The following is a 3,758-nucleotide window of genomic DNA, read 5'->3' as shown; positions in this document are numbered from 1 at the left end:
AACGGAGCCGGCAAGACGACCACGCTGCGCGCCATCATGGGGCTCACCGGCCGGCGCAGCGGCTCCGTGATGTTTGAGGGGCGCGAGACGATCGGGATGAGCCCCGACCAGATCGGTCGTGCCGGCATTGGCTACTGCCCGGAGGAGCGCGGCATCTTCGCCAGCCTGAACGTCACCGAGAACCTGATGCTGCCGCCAAAGGTGCGGGAGGGCGGGCTGGACATTCCAACCATCCACGCGCTCTTCCCCAATCTGAAGGAACGGGCGAACAGCCAGGGAACCAAGCTTTCGGGCGGGGAGCAGCAGATGCTCGCCATCGCCCGCATCCTGCGGACTGGTGCGCCGCTGCTGCTGCTGGACGAACCGACGGAGGGGCTCGCGCCCGTGATCGTGCAGCAGATCGGCCGCATGATCCGTGAGATCAAGGCGCGCGGCTTCACCGTGCTGCTGGTCGAGCAGAACTTCCGCTTCGCGCAGACCGTTGCCGACCGCCACTACGTTATGGAGCACGGCCGGGTGGTGGACAGCGTCACCAATCAGGAGATGGCGAGCAGCCTCGACAGGCTGCTCAGCTATCTCGGCGTATAGACGCGCGATTTCCTGCGGGCCTCCGGCCCGATGGCTTCGCGCGAGCCGAAGAACAACGAACTGGGAGAGACACAGGAATGACCATGGACCGTCGTACCCTGCTGGGTGGCGCTGCCGCCCTTCCGGCCCTGAGCGCATTGCCTTGGCGCAGCGCCCGGGCACAGGCGAACAACACGCTCAAGATCGGCGTGCTTACCGACATGTCCGGCACCTATCGCGATGGCAGCGGCCCGGGTTCCGTCGCCTGCGTGCGGCAGGCGGTGCAGGACAGCGGTGTCACCGGCCGCGGCATCAATGTCGAGGTGCTGCAGGGCGACCACCAGAACAAGCCGGATGTCGCCTCCACCGTCGCCCGTCAGTGGATCGACCGGGACGGCGTGGACGTGATCATCGACGTCGCCACCTCCTCCTGCGCGCTGGCCGTGAACAGCGTCGTGAAGGAGAAGAACGGCATCATGCTCAACTCCACGGGCGCCACGGCGGATCTGACGGGACCCGCCTGCAACCCGAACACCATCCACTGGACCTATGATACCTGGATGCTCGCCAATTCCACGGGCGGCGCCATGGTCAAGGCGGGTGGCGACAGCTGGTTCTTCATCACGGCCGACTACGCCTTTGGCCATGCGCTGGAACGCGACACGAGCGAGGTGATCAAGAAGGCGGGCGGGCGCATCGCGGGTTCCGTACGCCATCCTTTCCCCGGCACCACAGATTTTTCCTCCTTCCTGCTGCAGGCGCAGCAGTCCCGGGCCAAGGTGGTCGGCCTGGCCAATGCGGGCGTGGACACGATCAACAGCGTGAAGCAGGCGGCGGAATTCGGGCTGACGCGGCGGCAGAAGCTGGCCGTGCTGCTGATGATTGTCAGCGACGTGCATAGCCTCGGCCTGAACACCGCACAGGGCCTGGTGCTGAGCGAGACCTATTACTGGGACCTGAACGATCGCACCCGGAACCTGGCGAACAAGGTGAAGGGCGCCATGGGCGGCGCCATGCCGAGCATGTGGCAGGCCGGCTGCTACAGTGCGGCGCTGCACTTCCTGAAGGCGGCGGCCGATATGGGTCCCGCCGCCGTGCACGGGAAGGGCGCCGATGTCGTCACCCGGATGAAGGCTATGCCGACGGATGACGACGCCTTCGGCGCCGGCTCGATCCGGCCGGACGGACGCAAGATCCATCCCGCCTATCTCTTCGAGGTGAAGACGCCGGGCGAGAGCAAGGGCGCCTGGGACTATTACAAGCTGATGCGCACCACGCCGGCCAACGAGGCCTGGCGCCCGGTGAACGAGGGCGGCTGCTCGCTGGTTCATAGCTGAGACTGCAACGCGGGGGGCTTGCGGGCCCTCCGCCCATCATGGGTGGTGCGACGTGCTCGAGGACTTCCTGTTTCAGTTGGAGATGTCGGCACCGCAGGTCGTGTTGGGCTTGGTGAACGGCGCCTTTTATGCGCTGCTGTCGCTAGGGCTCGCCGTGATCTTCGGCATGCTGAACGTCATCAACTTCGCCCACGGGGCGCAGTTCATGATGGGCGCCTTCGTGGCCTGGATGCTGCTGAACTGGGCGGGCATTCCCTATTGGGGGGCGCTCATTCTTTCACCGCTGATCGTGGGCGCCTTTGGGGTAGTGATCGAGCGGCTGATGATCTCGCGGCTTTACAAGCTCGACCATCTCTACGGGCTGCTGCTGACTTTTGGCCTGGCCCTGATCATCGAGGGGCTGTTCCGCAACAGCTTCGGCTCATCCGGCCTGCCTTACGCCCCGCCTGCGTCGCTGACCGGTGCGCCGATCGATCTCGGCTTCATGATGCTGCCGAAGTACCGGGTCTGGGTTGTGGTCGCGGCCCTTGTCATCTGCCTGGCCACTTGGCTGGTCATCGAGAAGACCCGGCTTGGCGCCTATCTGCGGGCTGCCACGGAGAATGCCTCCCTCGTGCAGGCCTTCGGGGTGAATGTGCCGCGCATGGTTACGCTGACCTATGCGGCGGGTGTCGCACTCGCGGCGCTGGCCGGGGTGTTGGCCGCGCCGATCTATTCGGTGAACCCGGGCATGGGGTCCAACTTCATCATCGTGGTCTTCGCGGTGGTGGTGATCGGCGGCATGGGCTCGATCCTGGGTTCGGTGATCACTGGCTTTGCCCTCGGCCTTGTCGAGGGCCTGACCAAGGTGATCTATCCGGAAGCCTCGGCCACCGTGATCTTCGTTATCATGGCGATCGTGCTGCTCGCACGCCCCGCCGGCCTGTTCGGGAGGGCCTGACCCATGGTATCCGCCACCGTCGCGCCCCATGGCGCACCGCCTGATGCCCCTGCGGCGGACCTGCCGCCAGCCGCCCCGGCGCAGGGCATCCTCGGCTTCACGCGGGCGCAGGGGGTCGCGCTGCTGATCATGGTCGCCGCCCTGATTCTCTGCCCCTTCTTCCTTTACCCGCAATTCCTGATGAAGCTGCTCTGCTTCGCCCTCTTCGCCTGCGCCTTCAACCTGCTGATCGGCTATGTGGGCCTGCTCTCCTTCGGGCATGCCGCCTATTTCGGCATGGGAAGCTATGTCGCGGCCCATGCGGCAAAGGTCTGGGGCCTGACACCGGAACTCTCGATCCTGATCGGCGGCGTCACCGGGGCCGCCTTCGGCCTGGTTTTCGGCTGGATCGCCATCCGGCGGGCCGGCATCTATTTCGCCATGATCACCCTGGCCCTGGCCCAGATGGTTTACTTCTTCTGCCTCCAGGTGCCCTTCACCCATGGCGAGGACGGTATCCAGGCCATCCCTCGGGGCCGGCTGCTGGGCCTTGTTGATCTCTCGGCCGACATGACTCTCTATTGGTTCATCGCCGGGCTGTTCCTCGCCGGCTTCCTGCTGATCCACCGGATCATTCATTCCCCCTTCGGGCAGGTGCTGACCGCCATCCGGGAGAATGAGCCGCGCGCGACCTCACTGGGCTACCGCACAGATGACTACAAGCTGGTGGCCTTCGTCCTATCCGCAGGGATTGCCGGCATCGCGGGTGGTGCCAAGGCCATCACGGTGGGCATCGCCACCCTGACCGATGTCCACTGGACCATGTCGGGCGAGGTGGTGCTCATGACCCTGCTCGGTGGCCTGGGCACCCTCTTCGGGCCGGTGATCGGGGCGGGAGCCGTGGTGGCCATGCAGACCTATCTCGCTCCTTTCGG

General features: G+C 65.5%; 4 protein-coding genes. All 4 read left to right on the top strand.

Annotated elements, in window-relative coordinates:
* The coding region (locus ACO1BU_RS36300; protein WP_424140731.1) for an ABC transporter ATP-binding protein at positions 1-588 on the top strand (588 nt) is incomplete at its 5' end.
* 83 nt (positions 589-671) lie between these two features.
* A complete protein-coding gene (locus ACO1BU_RS36295) occupies positions 672-1,904 on the top strand; it encodes an ABC transporter substrate-binding protein (protein ID WP_481133267.1) in 1,233 nt (410 codons plus the stop codon).
* Between the two features lie 52 nt (positions 1,905-1,956).
* On the top strand, positions 1,957-2,844 hold the full coding sequence (locus ACO1BU_RS36290; RefSeq protein WP_481133266.1) for a branched-chain amino acid ABC transporter permease: 888 nt from the start codon (positions 1,957-1,959) through the stop codon (positions 2,842-2,844).
* 3 nt (positions 2,845-2,847) lie between these two features.
* A partial coding sequence (locus ACO1BU_RS36285) for a branched-chain amino acid ABC transporter permease (RefSeq protein WP_424140729.1) occupies positions 2,848-3,758 on the top strand: 911 nt, incomplete at its 3' end.

Origin of the sequence: Roseomonas chloroacetimidivorans, from assembly GCF_049629625.1 — a bacterium.
GTDB classification, from domain to species: Bacteria; Pseudomonadota; Alphaproteobacteria; order Acetobacterales; family Acetobacteraceae; genus Roseomonas; species Roseomonas chloroacetimidivorans.
This window is presented reverse-complemented; position numbering and strand designations above follow the sequence as displayed.